Origin of the sequence: Novosphingobium barchaimii LL02 (assembly GCF_001046635.1) — a bacterium.
GTDB classification, from domain to species: domain Bacteria; phylum Pseudomonadota; class Alphaproteobacteria; order Sphingomonadales; family Sphingomonadaceae; genus Novosphingobium; species Novosphingobium barchaimii.
Map to the genome: position 1 here is coordinate 420,242 of NZ_KQ130453.1, position 19,722 is coordinate 439,963.

The 19,722-nt window shown below is 63.4% G+C and carries 12 protein-coding genes; 8 read left to right on the plus strand and 4 right to left on the minus strand.

Annotation, left to right across the window (positions count from 1 at the left end; translation table 11 throughout):
* Window positions 1-15 precede the first annotated feature (15 nt).
* The gene (locus tag V474_RS08665; RefSeq protein WP_059151113.1) at window positions 16-2,373 is read right to left on the minus strand and encodes a S9 family peptidase; all 2,358 of its coding nucleotides are present in this window, start codon (window positions 2,371-2,373) and stop codon (window positions 16-18) included.
* Window positions 2,374-2,552: 179 nt separating this feature from the next.
* On the opposite strand from V474_RS08665, the gene V474_RS08670 reads away from it, so the two are divergent.
* The 8 genes from V474_RS08670 (at window position 2,553) to V474_RS08705 (ending at window position 15,598) form a co-directional block, all read left to right on the plus strand.
* Window positions 2,553-3,290, plus strand: a complete 738-nt coding sequence (locus V474_RS08670) for a FadR/GntR family transcriptional regulator (protein WP_059151114.1) — start codon at window positions 2,553-2,555, stop codon at window positions 3,288-3,290.
* Between the two features lie 84 nt (window positions 3,291-3,374).
* Complete coding sequence (locus V474_RS08675) at window positions 3,375-5,732, plus strand: glycoside hydrolase family 127 protein (protein WP_059151115.1); 2,358 nt, start codon at window positions 3,375-3,377, stop codon at window positions 5,730-5,732.
* Complete coding sequence (locus tag V474_RS26530) at window positions 5,729-8,551, plus strand: DUF885 family protein (RefSeq protein WP_082699682.1); 2,823 nt, start codon at window positions 5,729-5,731, stop codon at window positions 8,549-8,551. The genes V474_RS08675 and V474_RS26530 overlap by 4 nt, the downstream gene beginning before the upstream one ends.
* Before the next feature lie 4 nt (window positions 8,552-8,555).
* Window positions 8,556-10,112 (plus strand): family 43 glycosylhydrolase, encoded by a 1,557-nt coding sequence (locus tag V474_RS08685; protein ID WP_082699683.1) that lies wholly within the window; start codon window positions 8,556-8,558, stop codon window positions 10,110-10,112.
* A gap of 275 nt (window positions 10,113-10,387) precedes the next feature.
* A complete protein-coding gene (locus tag V474_RS08690) occupies window positions 10,388-13,057 on the plus strand; it encodes a TonB-dependent receptor (RefSeq protein WP_169795044.1) in 2,670 nt (889 codons plus the stop codon).
* Between the two features lie 101 nt (window positions 13,058-13,158).
* On the plus strand, window positions 13,159-13,584 hold the full coding sequence (locus V474_RS08695) for a hypothetical protein (RefSeq protein WP_059151118.1): 426 nt from the start codon (window positions 13,159-13,161) through the stop codon (window positions 13,582-13,584).
* A gap of 90 nt (window positions 13,585-13,674) precedes the next feature.
* Window positions 13,675-14,589 carry a dihydrodipicolinate synthase family protein gene (locus V474_RS08700; RefSeq protein WP_059151119.1) on the plus strand — a complete coding sequence of 305 codons (915 nt, stop codon included), beginning with the start codon at window positions 13,675-13,677 and terminating at the stop codon, window positions 14,587-14,589.
* 10 nt (window positions 14,590-14,599) lie between these two features.
* The gene (locus tag V474_RS08705) at window positions 14,600-15,598 is read left to right on the plus strand and encodes a 4-hydroxyproline epimerase (protein ID WP_059151120.1); all 999 of its coding nucleotides are present in this window, start codon (window positions 14,600-14,602) and stop codon (window positions 15,596-15,598) included.
* 209 nt (window positions 15,599-15,807) lie between these two features.
* Here the strand turns inward: V474_RS08705 and V474_RS08710 are convergent, their stop codons facing one another.
* The 3 genes from V474_RS08710 to V474_RS08720 are packed head-to-tail and all read right to left on the minus strand — an operon-like array spanning window position 15,808 to window position 19,480.
* Window positions 15,808-17,325 (minus strand): glycoside hydrolase family 27 protein, encoded by a 1,518-nt coding sequence (locus V474_RS08710; RefSeq protein ID WP_059151473.1) that lies wholly within the window; start codon window positions 17,323-17,325, stop codon window positions 15,808-15,810.
* Between the two features lie 55 nt (window positions 17,326-17,380).
* A complete protein-coding gene (locus V474_RS08715; protein WP_059151121.1) occupies window positions 17,381-18,802 on the minus strand; it encodes an amino acid permease in 1,422 nt (473 codons plus the stop codon).
* 21 nt (window positions 18,803-18,823) lie between these two features.
* On the minus strand, window positions 18,824-19,480 hold the full coding sequence (locus V474_RS08720; RefSeq protein ID WP_059151122.1) for a GntR family transcriptional regulator: 657 nt from the start codon (window positions 19,478-19,480) through the stop codon (window positions 18,824-18,826).
* Window positions 19,481-19,722 lie beyond the last annotated feature (242 nt).

The window sequence follows — 19,722 nt, forward strand, 5'->3', positions numbered from 1 at the left end:
CTCGCACGCAAGATTTTACTGGGCCGCGGCGGCGGCAGGCTTGGCGGGTGTCACCGGGCCAAGCGGGGGCGGGGTTTCGCCCAGAAGGTATTGGGTGAAGTAGTCGCGCTGCTTCTTGAAGAAGAACGGCTGGTTCACCCGGTGGGTGGTATTGGGCAGCACGACGAGATCGACATCGCGACCGGCATCCATCAGCGCCTTGGCGAGGCGGAAGCTTTCCGTCACCGGCACGTTGTCGTCGATATCGCCGTGAATCAGCAGCAGGTGGCCCTTGAGCTGGCTCGCCACCGACATGTTGGAATTACGTTCCCAGGTCGCCTCGTCCGGGTTGCCCATCGACACTTCGGGCCACCAGGTCTTGTCCAGCCTGAGGTCATGATTGCCCGAGGACGATACGCCGACCTTGAAGAAGTCCGGTCGCCGCAGCACGAAGCGCGCGGTGTCATAGCCGCCCGCCGAACCGCCGAACACGCCGACGCGGTTGACGTCCATGTAGGGGTACTTCGCGGCCATCTGGCGGATCAGGGCGATGTGATCGTCCAATCCGACTTCGCCCAGATTCTGGAAAGCGGGAAGGCGAAAGGCCTGTCCGCGCCGCGATGTGCCGGTGCCGTCGATCATGACCACGATGGCACCGATCTGGGCAAGGCTGTTGCCGCTCACGCGCCGGGCATCGGACCATGTGGCGGGCACATCGGTAGTCGTCGGGCCGGTGTAGACGTTGTCTATGACCGGATAGGTGCGCTTCGGGTCGAAGTTTGCGGGGCGCAGGATCATGCCGTAGATCGGCGTCTTGCCGTCTGCCGCCAGGCCTTTGAAAGGCTCGGGCGCAGTGAAGCCCTTGGCCATCAGGCGGCTGTCATCGGCCTTGGCCAGCTCCATGACGATCCTCCCCGTGCGGCCGTCGCGCAGGACGGCACGGGTGGGCGAGACGGGGCTGGACATCTGATCGACGATCCACTTGCCATCGGGCGATACCTTGGCATCGTGATCGAGCGGTTCGGGCGTCAGTTCGGTAAGGGCTCCCGCTTTGGTCGGTACTCGGTACAGCGCCCGCCAGTAGGGATTGCGCTCTGCCTCGCGGCCCACGCCGGTCACCACAAGCGCGGACTTGTCCTCGTCGATGTGGTCGACGGAAAGCACTTCCCATGCCCCCTGCGTCAGTGCGGTGCCGCCGTCAGGCGCGTCGGGGCTCACCAGGTAAAGCTGCGCCCAGCCGCTCCGCTCGGAGATCGACAGTTCGCCGCCAAGCTCAGGCGAGGGTATTATCATGCTGGAAGTCACCGTGATCACCGGCTTGACCGCCTCATGCGCGGCGATGCGGGCGGCGCCGGTTGCGGGATCGGCGATGTAGACGGCTTGCTGCTTGTAGCCGCGCTCGGTCCAGAGCATCCGGGGTTTGCCGTCCACCCAGCCCATGTCGGGCTCGGCAGGGTAAAGCAGCGATTCAGTCGGCATCTGGATCTGTACCAGCTTGGCTTTGCGCGCTTTCATCGCCGCGCGCATGTCAATGACGAAGCGGGTCGCCTGCGGCAACTTTTCGGCCCCTGCCAACGGATAGACGTAGGAAAAGCTGCGCGGATAGAAGCTGCCCGGCGGGTTCTGCTGGGTGATCGAAAGCTTCTTCACCTCGCGCGTGTCGAGCCGCCAGCTGAGCAGGTAGCGGCCATCAGGCGACCACTGGGCCGACACCGGCATTGCCGGCTCTTCGGTGCCTTCCCGCAGGATGTCAGACAATTCGGGGATCGAGCGGCCATAGGGCTGTTCGCGCGTCCCATCGGTGGTCAGCGGCACTTCACGTCCGCTGTCAACATCGACGGCTATCAGGTTGAAATCACGCGCGATGATCTTTGTCTTGCCATCGGGAGAAAGCAGATCAAATTCGCGGTGGCCCGCTTCCTCGATCTGCGTGGCCTTGCCGCCCGCATCGACGCTCCACAGGGCTCCGTCGAAGGCGTGGAACTTCAATTCCTCCTTGGCCGGATCGTAATCGACGTCCGTAATCTTTGCTTCGTCGATCGTCACGGCCTTGCCCTTGGCGGCAGACAGTGCGGCGAGGAGGTTGGCGGTCGTCGTCACCTGCCGCGTTTCGCGCGTCTTGAGGTCGAGCAATTGGTAGCGTTGGTCGAGGCGGTTGCCGGTGCGATAGAACAGCCCTCCCTCGACAAAGCGCGGGGCGATGTCTGCATTGTCGATGAGGTCGCCAAGCGCATTTCCCAGAAAGGCGTCGGCAGTGGCATAGCGCCGGGCGATGCTGGGCTGCGAAGGCGCCGCGACCGTGCGAGCAGTTGCCGCATGGGCGGCGGGTAGCGCTCCGGGGGTTATCCCAAGGCTGGCCCACGCGAACGCAAACAAGCTGACGGAACGGGACATGCGGGAAAGTGGTGCGCTCACGGCTTACGACCCGTCGATAGTTTGTGGAGGAACGCCTTTGTCATGACCGCCACTTGAGAAAGCGTCAAGAAAAATATACGATATATGATCTGCGCTTTTCCGGTCCTGTCACGCCCTATGCGTGTTACTGGGCCGGACGGATGAAGAAAGAGAGCACGATGGCCGATTTGGGGTTGGGCGAAGCGATCGAAGGGCTGCCGCTGCCAAGTGGACGGTTGCACCATGTGGTGGCCCAGCGGCTGGCGACCCAGATCGTCAGCGGCGAGACGCCTTGCGGGCATGTCTTTCCGGCCGAGGTCGAACATGCCGAGATACTCGGTGTCTCGCGCTCGGTACTGCGTGAAGCGTTTCGCGTGCTCACCGCCAAGGGCCTGGTCAGCAGTCGTCCCAAGGCGGGCACGCGGATCAACGAGCGGCGCAAGTGGAACTTGCTCGATCCCGATGTGCTCGGCTGGCAGATCCAGTGCGGTGCCAGCGACGCATTCCTGCGGGACCTTTTCGAACTGCGGATGGTCGTGGAACCGCAGGCTGCCGAGATGGCCGCCATGCGCCGCGACGAAGGGCAGTTGGTCGACATGGCCAATGCGCTCGATGCTATGGAGCGCTTCACGCTTTCCACCCCCAAGGGGCGCGCCGCAGACATTCGTTTCCACGAACTGCTGATGGAGGCGACCCGCAACGAGATGCTGCTGGCGCTGTCCAATTCGATCTCCACCGCCATTGCCTCGACCACGGCGATCAAGCAGAGTCGCGACGGATCGCCGCGCGATGCAATGCCGGAACACCATGCGCTTTATACCCAGATTGCCGAGCGCAATCCCCGGCAGGCGCGCAAGGCGATGATTACGCTGATCGAACTGGCGCATTCCGATACAAAGATCGCGCTCAAGCGCTGAACTGCCTTGCCCCGAACGGGGTTGACTTAGTTTGCCGGGCTTCTATCAATAACGTATACGATATTCGATAGGAGTTTTGAGGGCATGAAGGCCAGTCGGCGCGAATGGATGGCGGGTGTTGCGGCACTGGCGCTTTGCTCTGTTCCCTTGAAGGGTTTTGCCGCGATCGTCGCGCCCAAGGTGCCGCTCAAGGCGAAGCCTCTGCCGCTGACCGCCGTGCGCCTGCGCCCCTCTGCCTATGCAACGGCGGTGGAAGTCAACATCGACTACCTGATGTCGCTCAGCCCCGACCGGTTCCTGCACAATTTCCGCAAGTATGCCGGACTGGAGCCGAAGGCGCCGATCTATGGCGGCTGGGAATCGGACACCATCGCCGGGCATACCCTTGGCCACTATATGACGGCGTTGGTGCTGGGCTGGCAGCAGACCGGCAATCCGGAATGCCGCCGCCGCGCGGACTATATCGTCGAGGAACTGGCACTGTGCCAGTCCAGGCGCAGCGATGGCTACATCGGCGCGCTGGGCCGCAAGACCAAGGACGGCACGATCGTCGACGGCGAAGCGATCTTCCCCGAAGTCATGCGCGGCGAGATCAAGTCCGGCGGGTTTGACCTCAACGGATCGTGGTCGCCGCTCTACACAGTACACAAGTATTTCGCTGGTTTGCTCGACGTTCATGCGGCCTGGGGCAATGCCAAGGCGCTGGAAGTGGTAATCGGCCTTGGCGGGTACTTCGAGAAGGTCTTCGCCGCGCTCGACGACAAGCAGATGCAGGAACTGCTGGGCTGCGAATATGGCGGCCTGAACGAGAGCTATGCCGAGCTCTATGCCCGCACCGGCGACCTGCGCTGGCTGAAGGTTGCCGAGCGCATCTTCGACCGCCGCGTTCTGGCTCCGCTCGAAGCGCAGGAGGACAAACTCGCCAACTTCCACGCCAATACCCAGGTGCCCAAGCTGATCGGCCTTGGCCGTATCCACGAACTGACCGGCAAGGAAGCGCCGGGCAAGGCTGCGCGCTTTTTCTGGGAGCGAGTGACCGGGCACCACAGCTACGTGATCGGGGGCAATGCCGACCGCGAATACTTCTTCGAGCCGGATACGGTGGCGCTGCATCTCACGGAATCGACCTGCGAGCACTGCAACACCTACAACATGCTCAAGCTGACCCGTCAGCTTTACGGCTGGCAGCCGGATGGTGCGCTGTTCGACTATTATGAGCGGGCCCATCTCAACCACGTGATGTCGGCGCAGAACCCAGCGACGGGCGGTTTCACCTACATGACGCCGATGATGAGCGGCGCCGCGCGCGGGTATTCTCAGCCGGGTGAGGAGGCGTTCTGGTGCTGCGTCGGTTCGGGCATGGAAAGCCACGCCAAGCACGGCGATTCCATCTACTGGGAGGGCGACGATACCCTTTTCGTCAACCTCTATATTCCCTCCAGCGTGCAGTGGCAGGCCAAGGGCGTCGCTGCAACGATCGACACGGAATATCCGTTCAAGTCCGATGTGCGCTTCACGCTTGATGCGGTGAAGCAGGGCAAGTTCGCGCTGGCGCTGCGCATTCCGGCATGGTCGGGCGGCAAGGCGGCGATCACCGTCAACGGCGCGCCCGTGCCTTCGGCGCCGACCAACGGCTATGCCTTCATCGAGCGCAGGTGGAAGAGGGGAGACGTTGTCGCACTGCACCTGCCGCTGGACCTGCGACTGGAATCCGCTCCCGGTGCTCAGGACGTCGTGGCCGTGGTGCGCGGCCCTCTGGTCCTCGCCGCCGACCTTGGCCCTTCCGAAACGGAATGGACGGGCGTGGAGCCGGCAATGGTCGGCGACAGCCCGCTTGCCGCCTTTGCGCCGATGGTTTCGGATCGCCCGCGCTTCCAGACGGCCGGCATCATCCGCCCGGGCAACCTGACCTTCGTGCCGTTCTACAGCCAGTACGACCGGCGCAGCGCAGTCTACTTCAAGCGCTTCACCGAGGCCGGGTGGAAGACCGAGGAAGCGGCCTTCCTTGCCGAACAGGCCCGTCAGAAGGACCTTGCGGCGCGTTCGATCGACTTCATGCACCTCGGCGAGATGCAGCCCGAGCGTGACCACGCTCTGACTTCGGAACTGTCGTATCCCACCTCATACCGGGGCCGTAACGGCCGCGACGCGCGTTCGGGCGGGTTCTTCGAGTTCACGATGAAGGTGAAGCCCGGTCCGCTGCTGCTCCAGGCCAGCTACTGGGGTGATGAGCGTTCGCGTGTTTTCGATATCCTCATAGATAACGTCAAGGTCGCCACGCAACGCCTTGAGAACGATCGGCCAGGCAAGTTCTTCGACGTCGATTATCCGCTGCCTGAGGATTTGACGAAGGGCAAGAGCAGCGTGAAGGTGCGCTTCGTGCCCGCCGATCGAAGTTCGGCGGGGCCGGTCTTCGGCGTCCGTCTGTTCACCGCGAAATGAGCGTGGCAGGCGACGTTGCCCTGACGTTGGCCGAAGCCGACGAACTGGCGCGCACCGTGCTGCAGGCATGGGGGCTGGCGCCCGACCATGCCGCCGCCGTTGCCGAAACCATGGTCTCGGGCGAGCGTGACGGCTGCACCTCGCACGGGCTGTACCGGCTGCTGGTGGCGGCGAACTCGGTCGAGCGCGGGGTCGTCGTGCCCGATGCAGTGCCGGAAGTTAGCGAGCCGGCCGCTGCGCTGGTGCGCGTCGACGGGAAGGGTGGCTTTGCGCAGTTGCCGTTCCAGCAGGGCATGCCGCTGCTGGTCGAAAAGGCGCGTCGCTACGGCATCGCTGCCATGGCGCTGAACAACGTGGTTCACTTCGCCGCGCTCTGGCCCGAGGTCGAGGCGCTGGCGGAGCAGGGGCTGGTCGTGCTGGCCTTTACCCCCAGCCATGCCTGGGTTGCGCCAGAAGGCGGGACCGTGCCGGTGTTCGGCACCAATCCGATCGCCTTCGGCTGGCCGCGCCCAGGCCGTTCGCCTTTCGTCTTCGATTTCGCCACCAGCGCGGTCGCGCGCGGGGAGATCGAACTGCACCGCCGCGCGGGCAGGTCGATCCCACTCGACTGGGGCTATGACGCGGACGGCAATCCTTCCGCCGATGCAAAGGCGGTGCTGGACGGCGCGATGCGCACGTTCGGCGCGCACAAGGGGTCGGCGCTGGCGGCGATGGTCGAACTGGTTGCCGGGCCGCTGATTGGTGACATGACCAGCGCGGAATCGCTTGCAGCGGATGAGGGGCGAGGCGGTTCACCGCTGGGCGGCGAATTGATCGTCGCGATCGACCCTGCCGGGTTCCTCGGCACCGGGCTGGACGCGCACCTGAGCCGGGCCGAAGCGATGTTCGCGGCGATCGAGGGGCAGGGCGCACGCCTTCCCGGATCGCGCCGCCTCGTCGCCCGCGCCCGCTCCGAGGCAGAGGGGCTGCGGATACCCGCGAAGCTCCATCAGGATATTATAGAGGTTCTCGAAAGGGGAAATGACGTGAACAAGACGGTTGCCCGCGCGATGCTGCTGGCCGGCGCTACCCTTGCCGCTGCGCCCGGCGTGACCGCCGCTGCGCCCGCCGAGCAGGTTACGGCGCAAGCTAAGGAAACTGGCGCCGACAAGGCATTCGAGGCGATCTATACCGCCGAATACGAATGGCGCCAGAAGCAGGTCGGCCCTTGCGAGGACACCCCGAAGAACAGCAAGGTCGTCCTCCCGGACCTTAGTCCGAAAGCGCAGGCTGACCGCCTCGCGTGCTGGGACAAGGTCGAGAAACAGCTTGGTGCGATCCGCCAGGATCGGCTCTCCTTGGAAAACCGCATCAACTTCGCCGTCTACAAGGGGCAGGTCGATGCGCTCCTGGCATCGCAGCGTTACCGTGATTTCGAAAAGCCGTTCAACGCCGACACCAGCTTCTGGGGCGATCTAGGCGACTGGGCGCGCAATCCGCTGAAGGACAAGGCAGCGGCCGACGACTATCTCGAAATGCTGCGCGAGATACCGCGCTATTACGATCAGCAGATCGAAAACATGCGCGCCGGTCTCGCCCGTGGTTTCTCGGCGCCGCACGTCACGCTGGCCGGGCGCGACAAGGGCATCGAGCTTGTGACACAGGCAAAGACGCCGGAAGCCTCGCCCTTCTACGAGCCGTTCAAGGCGCTGCCCTCTACCATCCCCGCTGCCGAGCAGGAAAAACTGCGCAGCGAGGCAGGCAAGCTGATTACGCAGGGCGTCGTTCCGGCGCACGTCAAGCTGCTGGCCTTCATGCGCGGTGAGTACGAAACCGGCGCGCGCAAGACCCTCGCCGCCTATGCTCTGCCTGATGGCCAGGCCTACTACCGCTCGAAAATTCGCGAATTCGTGACGCTAGACAAGAGCCCTGAGGACATTCACCAGATCGGTCTTTCCGAGATGGCGCGCATCCGCACGCAGATGGCTGAAGTGATGCAGCAGGTGGCGTTCAAGGGCGACCTCAAGGCCTTTCTTCACTTCCTGCGAACCGATCCGCAGTTCTATCCCAAGACGCCGAACGAGCTGCTCTACCGCGCCGCGTGGATCGCCAAGACCTTCGACGGCAAGGCCTCGCAGTTCTTTGGACGGATGCCGCGCAGCCGCTTCGCGATCAAGCCGGTGCCGGACGATATCGCGCCGTTCTACACCGGCGGGCGTGGCGGTCCGGGTATCTATCTGGTCAATACCTATGACCTGCCTTCGCGCCCGTTCTACTCGCAGATCGCGCTGACCCTGCACGAAAGCGCGCCGGGCCACGCCATGCAGATGCCGCTGGCGGCCGAGAACGCCGACCTCCCCGCCTTCCGCCGCGACAGCTACCTCCCCGCTTACGGCGAGGGCTGGGCGCTCTACTGCGAGGCGCTGGGCGAAGACATGGGCATGTACGAAACGCCCTACGACCGCTTCGGAATGCTGAGCTATCAGGCCTGGCGCGCCTCGCGCCTTGTGGTCGACACCGGCATCCACGCGATGGGCTGGTCGCGCGAGCAGGCGCAAGCCTATCTGCGCGATAACACCGCGCTGTCCGATCACGAGATCGAGACCGAAGTCGATCGCTACATCTCCTGGCCGGGTCAGGCATTGTCCTACTATATGGGGCAGTTGGCCTTCGTCGACGCGCGCCGCAAGGCAGAGAAGGCACTAGGTCCGAAGTTCAATATCCGCGCCTTTCACGATGCCGTACTCGAACTCGGCGGAGTGCCTCTGCCAGTGCTCGATACCCGCGTCGATCAGCTGATCAAGGATGGCGGCAAGGGACCTTACCCCAATGAGGAATGACGCGATGATCCGCATCCTTGCCGCGGTTCTCGCGACCACTGTGCTGGCCGCTCCGGTGCAGGCGCAGGAGGCGCGGGAACTCACGATACCGGGCAACCCGATTCTGGCTGACGGCGACTATTACTCGACCGACCCGGCGCCTTTCGTGGCGGATGGGCAGCTGTGGATTCTTGCGGGCCGCGATCAGGCGCCGCCGGACGTCAACGACTTCATCATGGGCGAGTGGCAGCTCCTGAAGACCGCCGATCCCGCCTCGGGCAAATGGACGCACTATCCCGCCATCGCCAAGCCGGAGACGGTCTTTGCCTGGGCTGAGGAAGCACGCGCCTATGCCGGCCAGATCGTCCAGGGGCCAGACAAGCGTTACTACCTCTATGCCCCGGTCCTGGAGAAAAACAGCGATGCGCAGGACCGCTTCGCGATCGGCGTGGCGGTGGCGGACAGGCCCACCGGGCCCTGGCGCGATGCCCATCCGGCCGGCCCGATCATCTCGCAGCGCGTGCCGGTTGCCAATACTATCCAGAATATCGACCCTACCGTGCTGATGGACGATGACGGCAAGGTTTATATCTACTGGGGCACCTTCGGGCAGCTGCGCGGCATGGAACTGGCGCGCGACATGATTACCCCTAAAGGCCCGGAGCAGAAGATCGGGGGGCTGGACGGCTTCTTCGAAGCGCCATGGATCATGAAGCGAAAGGGCACCTATTACATGCTCTATGCCGGCAACAAGGCAGGTCCCAGCTCGGAGTGCACCCCGGCGGTTTACCATGCCTGCATCGCCTATGGCAGTGCGCCTTCGCCGATGGGTCCGTGGACTTATCGCGGCGTTGCGCTGAAGCCGGTATCTTCCACCACGTCGCACCCCGGCGCGGTGGAGTTCAAGGGCCAGTGGTACATGGCCTATCACACCGCTGACGCGGCGGGCGGCGGTCACTTCCGCCGCAGCGTCGCGCTGGACAAAATGGAATGGGACGACAGCGTCAGCCCCGCGCGTATCCGCACCGTAGTGCCGACCCTGCGACCTCAGCCACCGCTCGCGCCCAGCCGCAACGTCGCCCGCTCGGCCTGGGCCAGCGCTTCGAACGACCCGGTGCCGGTGCAGTTCTGGATCAAGTCGCTGAACGATGGGATCACCAAGTCCGCGCCTCTGCCGCCCGACATGTGGGGCAGCTGGACGGGCAATAACCCGACGCGCCAGTGGATCGAGTATCGCTGGGACAAGCCAGTCACGCTCGATGGTTCGCGCATCTGGTTCTGGAATGACCAGCCCGCCGGTTCCGGCATGGGCGTTGCGCCGCCGGCCGCCTGGCATCTGGAATATTGGCAAAAGGGATGGAAACCGGTTCGCGGCGCCAGCGGCTACGGCCTCGCCACCGGGTCCTATCAGGACGTGTCGTTCAGCCCGGTCACCACCCGCTGCCTGCGCGCGGTTATGGACGCCTCGACAGACGGCAAGACGCACGCCGCGCTTGCGGTGCAGGAGTGGGAAGCGCTGGCCCCCGCAGCGGCGCCGGTCAACGTACGTGCAGCGGAGGCAGCGCCTCCGCCCTGTAAATAAAAGCCTGGACGGCGCTGCAACTAGAAGTCCGAAAGGGGCGCGGGTGATGAGCCTGCGCCCCGAAGTCTTTGTGTTTGCCGATATATCTTCATCCAGACATTTGTCGGACATAAAATTCACCAAACCGCCACAATCGGCTTGACTCAGTTTAGATATCATAAGAAGTATACGATATAAGTTAAGGTGTCAGATTAAAGGCGCCGGGGTATTCAAACAGGGGGTTTGTGATGACATCTTTAAAAGCCTTGAAGCTTTCGACTGCGCTGTCTTCCATCATGATAATCGCCATTGGTACGCCTGCCATCGCGCAGACGGCTGATGTTGCCGCTGAGGACACGTCCCGCGCCGATATCGTCGTGACCGGCGTGCGGGGCAGCGTCGAGGCCGCTGTCACGAAGAAGAAAAACGCCAAGCAAATCGTCGATTCGATCGTGGCAGAGGATGTCGGCAAATTGCCCGACAATAACGTGCCCGAAGCGCTGGCCCGCGTGACCGGCGTACAAATCGACCGCGCGCGTGGGCAAGGGCAGGACGTTACGATCCGCGGCCTGTCCGGCGTCCAGACCACCGTTAACGGCAACAACACCAACCTAGGTGATGGCCGCTCACTCAACCTGTCGGACATCCCTGCCGAGTTGCTGAAGCAGGTCGATGTCTACAAGACGCGCTCGGCCGACCAGGTGGAAGGCAGCATCGCCGGCGCCGTGAACGTCGAACTGCGCCGTCCATTCGACATGAAAAAGGGGTGGACGATCGCGGGCAGTGCGCGCGGGTCCTATGACGACATCTCTGAGAAGGTCAGCCCCTACGGCAGCCTCTTGGTCGCCAACCGTTTCGAAACCGGGATTGGCGAGATCGGCTTCCTCATCAACGCATCGATGACCAAGACCAACTATCGTGAAAACTTCATCGAAAGCGAATCTCCGTTCTCGGTCACGCCGACCGGCGGCAGCGAGATGGTGATCCCCTACCGTGCCCAGTACGGCCTTGAGCAGGGCAGCGTGAAGCGCCCCTCGATCAACGGCGTGCTGCAATGGCGGGCCAGCGACAAACTCGATTTCGTGCTGGAAGGCAGCTATCTCGGCTCGCGCGAGAAGCGTTCGGTCGAGCGTCTCTACGTGCAGGACATGCAGGTAGTGCCGAATTACAGCGACCTCGTGTTCATGCCGGACGGCAAGACGGTGAAGTCGGTAACGCTGACCAACCCGAATGGCCTGAATGCGGGCATCGACAGCCTGTTCAATTCGATCCACTCGAACCTTTACACCACCAACCTCGAGGCACACTGGCATTCCGATCGGGTCCAGATCAATGCCGGCGCGCAGTACAACTGGTCGAACGAAGGTAATTACTTCGTGGAGAGCATCCTGAAGCCTGGTACGATAAGGTCGGCCAGCGTCGATTTCGCATCCGATCTCTACAGCAAGGGCGCGCCTTCGATCACCTTCAACGGGGTCGACCTGAACAACCTGTCCTCCTACGGGGTCGAGCGGTTCCAGGACAATCGCGGCGGTTCGAAGAACAAGGAGCTCGCCGCCCAGGCTGACCTGACCTTGCAGGTCAGCGACACCGGCTTCCTGCGTAACCTGCAGGTGGGCGGTCGCTTCAACCAGCGCCGGACCAGCCGTTACTACGGCTATCGCGATGGCTTCCCGCGCGTCGGCGGCGCGTTTGCTCCGCTCAGCATGTTCCCCGGGTTCGATGATGCATCGATGGTCGGGCCTGACATCGGCGGCGCAACAACGCAGTGGTATCGGATCCCCGGCGCATCGGTCCTCAGCAATATCGACGCGATCCGTGCACTGATCCAGCAGACTGATCCTGCCAACGCGAACAATTTCGCCGGCGTGTATCCGTCGAGCGATCGCGGTCAGACGTTCAGCTCGAACGAGAAGAACTTTGCGGCGTATGCCCAGTTCAACTACGGCTTCGAAATCGGCTCGATCCCGGTCGATGGACTCGCCGGTGTACGCTACACCAACACCTGGGGTACTTCGAACAGCTTCAACTTCCGGCCGGGCACGCCCGCGAACGGCAACCAGCAGATCGTCGAGCAATCGCCCGGCGCGGGCAACTATTACGACCTGCTTCCGACCGTTTCGGCCGTCGTTCACTTCACTCCCAAGGCCCAGCTGCGCCTGTCCTATTCCACCAACGTCTCGCGGCCCGGTTTCTACGATTCCCGCCCGTTCTATACCGTGGATGTCGGATCGACTTCAGCCGTTGTCTTTGCCGGAAACCCGGCACTCAAGGCCCAGCGCGAGCAGGCGTTCGACGTCAGCGCGGAATACTACTTCGGCCGCGGCGGGCAGGTATCGCTTGCCGGCTATTACAAGAAGGCTACAGGCTTCCTCTACTACAGCCGTGAACAGGTGACCGCGACCGAGATGGCGGCCTACGGCATCAACCTTGCGGACTATGGTTTGAGCACCGGCTATGTCGAACAGTTGCGTAACGCAGGTGACGGCACCTTCATCGGTCTCGAAGGAACGGTGCAGTCGTTCTTCGACTTCCTGCCGGGCATCCTGAAGAACTTCGGTGCCAGCATGAACGCCAGCCACATCTTCAAGGCCCGCATCGAATATCCATACCCCGAAGATTTCCCCGGCGCATTCGATTCCCCGAATACGTCGAAGTGGACGGCCAATGCCACGCTATTCTACGATACGCCGAAGTTCAGCGCGCGCGTGGCTTATAACTACCGTTCTTCCTATCGCTTGAGCATCTGGCAGGAGAACCCGGAGTACTCGCCCTATAACGGCAGCACGTCCAAGCTGGATGCGGCGGTGAACTACACCCCGGTGCCGTTCATGACGCTCTCGCTTGAGGCTTCGAACATTCTGGGCAACGATGTGTTCCGCTATCACGCCAGTCAGAACCTGCTGCCGCTGGGTGTGCGCACCCTGGCACGCACGCTTCAGGGCAGTGTCCGCTTCCGTTTCTGATCGGATCGGCGCCTTTGCCAGCATGACCCCGACAGCCGCGCCATTTCGATGGCGCGGCTGTTTTCGTTTCAACGCGCGTTCCAAGGATCGGAGCTTCTGTCATGATCGGACCATCCCGTTTTCCCGCCAGACTTTCCAAGCAGGCGCTTGCGTTCGGCGGCATCTTCACAGCGCTGCTTCTGGGGGCTGCGACTTCGGCTTCCAATCCCCCGCATCCGGCTAAGCTGTGTGTCCTGCGCTCTGCCTTGGCCGGGCCCACGGTGCGGGACGATGGCTTGCTGTATTTTCGCGGACAGCCTGATGTACGGCAGTCGTACATCGCGGCCTTCAAGGGCGAAGCTTGCCGCAAGCTCAACCCGCTGGCGATCGTCAGTCTGGAATCGGACGGCGACCGCGTGTGCGAAGGCGACAAGGTGCGCGCCGTGATGACGGTAAGCCAGGTCCCGGGACCTGCCTGCGCGATCGACCGTCTTCTGCCGTTTGCAGGCGATGTCGACGATGCCCTGCCGGCCGATTGGCTAAAGTGACACAGTGTGCAGCTGCGAAAAAGACCATTGCCTTCGGCTAAATAATATCGTATACGATATCTCAAGTTAACGTATAACAGGACGAAATTCATGGCAATCGGTTGGAAGGGTGTTTTCCCGGCAGTCACCACGCAGCTCCGCGCGGACCTGTCGATCGATATCGCGGACACCCAGCGCGTCGTCGACGATCTGATCCGTGACGGTGTGACCGGCGTGATCGCGCTCGGCACGGTGGGGGAAAACAACTCGCTGGAATACGACGAGAAGGTCCAGGTTCTCTCCGCCATCGTCGAAGTGGTGGATGGCCGCGTACCCGTCATCACCGGCGTTTCGGAATACGACACCCGCCGCGCGGTGCGCTATGCGCAGGCCGCTGAGAAGGCCGGCGCGGATGGCCTGATGCTGCTGCCGCCGATGGTCTACGTGCCCAAGGCGCATGAACTCGTCGCCCACTTCAAGGGCGTGGCGGAACAGACCGGCCTGCCGATCATGCTTTACAACAACCCCCCGGCGTATCGCACCGTGATCGACCAGGAAGTGCTGACCCAGCTGATCGATGTGCCGAACATCGTCGCGGTCAAGGAATCGGCTCCCGATACGCGCCGCTTCACTGATTTCCGCAACGCCTTCGGCGATCGCTATGTCTTGTTCGCCGGTCTCGACGACGTGGCCCTCGAAGGCCTGTACCTGGGCGCGCAGGGCTGGGTTTCCGGCCTTACCAACGCTTTCCCCAAGGAATCGGTGGAGCTGGTTGCGGCGTTCGCGCGCGGCGATCATGCCAAGGCCATGGAAATCTACCGCTGGTTCATGCCGCTGCTGCACCTCGATGCCGAGCACGACCTTGTCCAGTCCATCAAGCTGGCCGAAGAAGTGATGGGCCGCGGTTCGGAGCGCGTCCTGCCTCCGCGCTATGTTCTGCAAGGCGAGCGCCGCGCCGAAGTGATCGCGATGGTCGAGAAGGCCGCCGCTACCCGCCCGGACCTGTCCGTCGCAAAGGCAGCCTGAAGGAGCATCGATGCGGCACACATTCTTCTGCATCGACGGTCACACAGCCGGTAACCCCGTCCGCTTGATTGCGGGCGGGGTTCCGCTGTTGAAGGGCGCGTCCATGTCCGAGCGGCGCCAGGATTTCCTGGAGCGTTTCGACTGGATCCGCACTGGCCTGTGCTTCGAACCGCGCGGCCATGACATGATGTCGGGCGGCTTCCTCTATCCGCCGACCGATGCCGCGAACGACATCGGCATTCTGTTCATCGAGACCAGCGGCTGCCTGCCCATGTGCGGCCACGGCACCATCGGCATCGTCACTTTCGGTCTGGAGCACGGGCTGATCCAGCCCGCCACGCCGGGCCGCCTGCGCGTGGAAGTGCCGGCGGGCGTGATCGAGATCGCCTATGAAACCGAAGGGCCAAAGGTCACTTCGGTGCGCATCACCAACGTCCCCGCCTATGTCGCCGCACGCGGCATCGAGGTGGACGTGGAGGGTATCGGACCGCTTTCGATCGACGTGTCCTATGGCGGCAACTACTATGCCATCGTCGAGCCGCAGGGCGCCTACACCGGCCTCGACGATCTCGGCGCAGCGCGGATAATCGACCTGAGCGGGCGTGTCCGCGAGGCGGTTCGGGCGAAGTTCGAGCCGGTTCATCCGCTGGACCCCACGATCCGGGGCGTCAGCCATGTGCTTTGGGCGGATAAGCCCCGGCATGAGGGCGCCGATGGCCGCAATGCCGTGTTCTACGGCGACAAGGCGATCGACCGCAGCCCTTGCGGCACCGGCACCTCGGCGCGTCTGGCGCATCTGGCGGCGTCTGGACGGTTGTCCGTCGGCGACAGCTTCGTGCACGAAAGCTACATCTGCAGCCGCTTCATAGGCCGGGTCGAGAAGTCGGTCATGCTGGGCGACCAGCCGGCGATCATCCCCTCGATCGAGGGATCGGCGATCGCTACCGGTTTCAATACCATCTGGATCGACAAGGCCGATACCTTCTGGGAAGGCTTCCAGGTCACGTGATTTCGCCGGGCAGTACTGGCTTGAGGAGGCGTTAGCGTCGCTAGTTGGTGTTTCAACGCTCGCCAAATACCTAGAACCCCGCTCAGCCTGAGCTTGTCGAAGGCCCCCGAGACTGGGCGCCCCATTTCGGGGCCTTCGACAAGCTCAGGCTGAGCGGGTTGTGGGGTTGTGGGGCGGAGCGCGATTTCTCGCTGCTCCCCCGCTAACCCTCAGTCTCCCACGACGACCATCACCGCGCCGCGCGCCGGGACGGTGTAGCTGGCAGGCAGTTTGGCGGACTTGGTGCCGCTCCACACGTCCTGGACCTGCGTTACCGCCGTCAGCCCGGCATCGCCCGGCACAAGCGCCAGCGAACTCGCCGCATCGCCCCGGTTGAACAACGCGAGCGCGACCCGGCCATCGGCCAGGGGTTTGGCCCAGACTTCCATCGTGCCGTGTTTACGCAGCGCCTTGGCCTGCACTCCCTTTGCGTCCTGATCGACAGCGATCACGCGTGGGTTGGTGAGCATGGCGAGCGTCTCGGGCGTGGATTCCCGCAGGTCATGGCCCATCATCAGCGGCGCGGCGGACATCGCCCATAGCGTCATGTGCGTGCGGTATTCGTCCGCGCTCATGCCGCCGTTGCCGATTTCGAGCATGTCGGGGTCATTGAAGCCGTGCGGACCGGCCCACTCGGGTTTGCCGTTTTTGTCAAAGCCGATTTTCGCCATTGTCGGATAATCGTCGGTGATGTCGCCGGTGGTGCGCCAGAGCTGACCGCCGACGTCGCGGCCCCAAGATCCCACGTCGAAGCGCCCATATTCACACAGCGAGAAGATGAAATCGCGCCCCGTCGCCTGAAGCGCGGCGCCCATTTCGTAGTAGCTGCGCTTTACCGTGGCGGCTTCGTCGTAGAACCATTCACCCGAACACAAATCGTACTTGAGGTAGTCGAAGCCCCAGTCCGCATACGTCTGGGCGTCCTGCATTACATGGCCATAGCTGCCCTCATACCCTGCGCAGGTGCGCGGCCCCTGCGAGGAATAGATGCCGATCTTCAGTCCCCTGGAATGGACATAGTCGGTCAGCGCCTTCATGTCCGGGAACTTCTCGTTGGGTTGCAGCACGCCGTCTGCGCCGCGCTTGCCCTGCCAGCCATCGTCAATGTTGACGTAAAGGTAGCCGGCATCGCGCAGGCCCGTGGAAACCATCGCATCGGCCATGGCGCGCACGGTCTTGTCGTCGATATGCTCGGCGAACTTGTTCCAGCTGCTCCAGCCCATCGGCGGGGTGGCCGCCAGCTTGCTCGGGATCGGCGCACCAAGCGCTGGCAGCGGAGGCGAAAACTTGAAGGCGCGGGCTCGGGCGTCCTTCGTGTTGCCGCGATAGCCGGATGCATCGACTTCGGATTCCCAGATGCGGCCCTTGAGGTGGGCCTTGCCACCTTCGATGGCGACGCTCCAGGGGCGGGTGGGGTGCTCGCGGTCGTTGATGTTGCGGGTGTCGAATTTCAACGCGCCGTCCTCGACACGCGGGTTCAGCATTTCGACGGGTCCGTACCACTGCGTGGTCACGGTGCCCTCTATCTTGCCGCCTTTCGAGGTGACCTGCATCATCGTCACGCCGGGCGTGGGCGGGGCTTCATCGAAGAGCCAGACGCCATCGTAGGCGGTTTTGGCCAGAGCAGGAGCAGCCAGCGACAGGCTGGTTCCCAAAAGTACGGCAGCGGTGAAAAGGGCGCGGGGCATCGCGATCTCCTTCGATCTTTGACGAGGCAGGTTCAGGTGGGAAAAGAGCGCCCGGTCAGGCGGCGGCGTTCGCTGCTTCGCGCCCGGCATCGCTGCGGCTCCGGCCGTAGAGGTAGTAGACCAGCAGGCCGATGACGTTCCATGCCCCGAAGCGCACCAGCGTGGAGGCGGGCAGGCTGAACAGCAGGTAGGCGCAGCCAAGGATCGTCAGGGTGCCCACCAGGTACGGTTTGGGGCAACGGAACAGGCGCGGCAGTTCGGGCATACGGCGGCGCAGGATCATCAGGCACGCCCCGACCGAGATAAAGGCGATCAGCGTACCGGCATTGGCCAGTTCGGCGATCTCGTCGAGACGGAAGATACCGGCGACTATGGCGATCGAGATGCCCGTCATCAGCGTGATGCGGGTGGGCGCACCGGTGCGGGGGCTGATCTTGGCAAGGCTGCGCGGCAGCAGGCCATCGCGCGCCATGACGAAGAACACGCGGCTCTGGCCGTACATCATCACCAGGATGACGGAGGGCAGGGCCAGCACGGCGGCAAGGGCGATCAGATGCGCGGCAACCGGCTGCCCAAGCTGGCGCAGCACGAGAGCCAGCGGCTCAGGCGAATTGGCAAGCTGCTGGAAGGGCAGGGCGCCGATCGCGGCAAAGGCAACCGCCATGTAGATCACTGTGCAGACGACCATGGAGCCGACGATGCCGATGGTCAGGTCACGGCCCGGATTCTTGGCTTCCTCGGCCGAAGTCGCCACGGCGTCGAAGCCGTAGAACGCGAAGAACACGATGGCGGCGGCGGCCATGACGCCGCGCTGCTCACCGCCAACCTCGGTGCTGACGAAGCCGTAGGGCATGAAAGGTTCGAGGTTGCCGGACTGGAATGCCGGCATCGCCATGGCCACGAACACCGAAAGCGCGACGAGCTTGATGATGACCAGCACGATGTTCAGGGTGGCGCTTTCGCGCGTACCGGCGATCAACATGCCCATCACTGCTAGGGCAACGCCCACGGCGGGCAGGTTGACGATGCCGCCGCCGTGCGGGCCAACCAGCAGCGCATGAGGCAGGTGGACCCCCGCCGACTGTATCCACCCGACCAGATAACCCGACCAGCCGACCGCCACGGTGGAGCAGGCCAGCGAATATTCGAGGATCAGGCTCCAGCCCACGATCCAGGCGATTGTCTCGCCCATGGCGGCATAGCTGAAGGTATAGGCGCTGCCTGCCGCCGGGATCATCGTGGCCATTTCGGCATAGGCGAGGGCGGCGCAGGCGCAGACAGCGCCGGCGATCGCAAAGGCCAGGATCACGGCGGGGCCTGCACGATCGGCGCCCACGCCGGTCAGCGTATAAATGCCGGTGCCGACGATGGCGCCCACGCCCAAGGCGATCAGGTGCGGCCAGCTCAGGGTCTTGGCAAGGGAGTGCCCGGATTCGCGTTTCAGCAACGAGTCTATGGATTTACGCGGTCCGAGCATGGTTCCCCCTGAAAATGTGGATCAGCCGGTCTGGCTGGCGGCGAAATGAGCGCGCAGGTCGTCGAGCGTGCTGGCGATGTGCTGGGTGAGCAGACCCTTCACCTTGTCCGCCTCTCCGGCGAGCCAGGCGTCGAGCAGGTCACGGTGTTCGGAATGCGCGCGGTCGCCGCGCCCCGCAGGTTCGAGATGCGCGATCACGTAGCGTTCGGCGAGAACCTCGAGCCGTTCGACGTGCTGGGTGGTCAGCAGGCGCTTACCGGGCCGCACCAGCGCAACGTGGAATTCCCGGTTGCGTAGGCCGACATTGGCAAGATCGCCGCGCGCCGCCTCATCGAGCCGTTCGAAGGCGGCCACGGCGGCCTCCTTGTCGGCCTCGTCGGCGTGGCGGCAGGCATAGGCGACGGCCGCCGGTTCGATGGCCAGGCGAAGGAGGTAGATTTCCTCGGCCTGATCGCTCGACATCGGGCGGACGAACCAGCCGCGATTGGCCTGACTGGTCAGCAGGCCCTCATGCTCGAGGCGGGTCAGCGCCTCGCGCAGGGGAATCTTGCTGACGCCTAACTCCGCTGCAAGCGCGTCCTGGCGGACCGGCTCCATTACGGGAAGTTTACCTTCGACGATCCTTTCGCGGATCACGTCAAAAATCCGTTCTGCAAGCGTGCGGACGACGATCGTCACCAATATATCTCCATATCGAAAGCAACCGTGTGAAACCCGGCCTCACTAACGTATACGGTAGATGATCCTGAATGCCCCTGCAATCCGCGCCTCGTTTTCAGAGCCCACGAACTCATCGCCACGCGAATAGTGTCCCGATAAGGGCAACTTTTCTGAAGGCGGGTGAAGCCTGGGGTCATTGAGGATGCGGAGCCTTGTATCAGCGATGATCGGTGTATATACCGTATACGATATCTCGTTCA